At 72.9% G+C, this 2197-nt stretch carries 1 protein-coding gene and 1 riboswitch; the gene reads left to right on the top strand.

Annotation, left to right across the window (positions count from 1 at the left end):
• The first annotated feature begins 266 nt into the window (after positions 1–266).
• Positions 267–360, top strand: a riboswitch (TPP riboswitch).
• Entirely contained in the window at positions 351–2057 is a 1707-nt protein-coding gene (locus PLJ28_RS15700) for a bifunctional hydroxymethylpyrimidine kinase/phosphomethylpyrimidine kinase (protein ID WP_298044034.1), read from the top strand. It overlaps the preceding riboswitch by 10 nt.
• Positions 2058–2197: the final 140 nt, after the last annotated feature.

Genomic DNA, 2197 nt, shown 5'->3' with positions numbered 1-2197 from the left:
CGCCAGGCGGTGATCTCGGGTCGGCCCAGGACCAGGACCCAGGCGATCAGTTCTGAGGGTCCGTCCACGGTGGCGGTCAGGTCGCCGACGACATCCAGCTCGCGACTGAGCTTCATCAGCACCGTCAGTTCGCGGGCATCCTCGGGCGGGTACAACATCGTTCCTCCTCTGCCGGATCTCGGCATGGCACCCGGATATTTCTGTTGGTACCAGTGATTTTCTGCATCGTCATGGAGTTGTCAAGAGTGGACGCCTGCCTATACTGGGCCGCGGACACGGGGTGCGCCGCACGGCGCTGAGATGACACCCGTGGAACCTGATCTAGTTAGGACTAGCGAAGGGATGTCCGCGTGACTTCTTCTTGCCATACCCACATTCCGCCTGCCCCCGCATCCGTGCCCCGCGTGCTGTCGATCGCCGGCACCGATCCCTCCGGGGGCGCCGGCACCGCTGCGGACCTGAAGTCCATCACCGCCGCCGGCGGCTACGGCATGAGCGCGGTGACCACCCTCGTCGCCCAGAACACCCACGGCGTGCGGGACCTCCACGTCCCGCCCGCCGAGTTCCTCCGCGCCCAGCTGGAGGCCGTCAGCGACGACGTCACCATGGACGCCGTCAAGACGGGCATGCTCGGCACCACCGCCATCATCGACACCGTGGCCGCCTGGTGCGACGAACACCCGCCGGCCGTGCTCGTGGTGGACCCGGTCATGATCGCCACCAGCGGTGACCGGCTGCTGCAGCCCGAGGCCGAGCAGGCCATGATCGAGTTCTGCCGCCGCGCCACCGTGGTCACCCCCAACATCGACGAGCTCGCCGTGCTCACCGGCTCCTCCCGGGCCGCCGACGAGGCCGAGGCCCTGGACCAGGCCGCCCGCTGGGCCGCGGCGACCGGCGTGTCCGTGGTGGTCAAGACCGGGCACCTGGACACCCGGCGGGTCACGAACACCTGGGTGGACCCGGACGGTGCGCTGATCTCCGTGCCGTCCACGCGCCTCGACACCACGAGCACGCACGGCACCGGCTGTTCCCTGTCCTCCGCGCTGGCCACCCGGCTGGGCCGCGGGGACAGCCCCCACGCCGCGCTGGCCTGGGCCACCGAGTGGCTGCACGAGGCGATCGCCCACGGGGCCGCCCTGCAGGTCGGTTCCGGCCACGGCCCCGTGGACCACGGGCACCGTGCGCGCCGGTTGCAGGCCGCCGCCTCCGCCGCCCCCTGGTTCGCCCACGACACCGTCCCGCCCGTCCTCGAGTCCCCGCAGGACCTGGGTGCCTCGCCCCAGGACTCCGACGCGCGGGTGCCGGCCGCTGTCGCGCCCGCCGGTCCCTGGACCGCGGCGTTGTGGGCCGCCGGGACGGAGGTCAACGCCGCCATCGCCGGCTCCGGGTTCGTCCGTGCCCTCGTGGACGGCAGCCTGACCCGGCACGCCTTCGAGTTCTACCTCGCCCAGGACGCGCTGTACCTCAACGGGTACTCCCGGGCGATGGCCGCCCTCGCCGCCCGTTCGACCGAGCTGGACGCCCAGGTCTTCTGGTCCGGGGCGGCCCACGGCTGCCTCACCGAGGAGGCCGAACTGCACCGCACCTGGCTCGGCGACCGCCCGGCTCCCGTCTCCGGACCGGTGACAAGCGCCTACACGGACTTCCTGCTGGCCACCGCCCTCGGCGAGGACCGTGCCGTGGGCGTGGCCGGGGTGCTGCCCTGCTTCTGGCTCTACGCCCAGGTCGGGGCAATGCTGCCCGCGGTGCCCGCCGACCACCCCTACGCCGCGTGGCTGGACACCTACCGGGACCCGGGCTTCGTGACCGCCACCGAGACCGCGCTGGCCCACGTGGAGCGCGAGCTCGCCGCGGCCTCCCCGGCCGTGCGCGCCCGGGCCGCCCGCGCCTACCTGACCGCCTGCCGGCACGAGCTCGAGTTCTTCGAGCAGGCCCTGCGCCTCGAACCGGGTGAGTATAGCGGTGGGGCCGAGGCGCCCGTGCAGCCCCGCGTCCACGCTCCCGCCGCAATCAGCGCCGAGGCCCCTGCCGCAGCACTCGCCGGGAGCATCCGGTGACGGGCGCGACCACGGCACAGGCCGCCGTCGGGACCGAGGCCACCACCGAGACCTCCACCGGGACTCCGACCGAGAGGCTGCCCCGGGCGGGACGGGCCGCGCTGCGCGCCGGGGTGGTGGGCAACTGGATCGACAACATC

Origin of the sequence: Citricoccus sp. (assembly GCF_035445025.1) — a bacterium.
Classification (GTDB): Bacteria; Actinomycetota; Actinomycetes; order Actinomycetales; family Micrococcaceae; genus Citricoccus.
The sequence above is the reverse complement of the archived record's forward strand: the minus strand, read 5'-3'. Positions and strand labels throughout refer to the sequence as shown.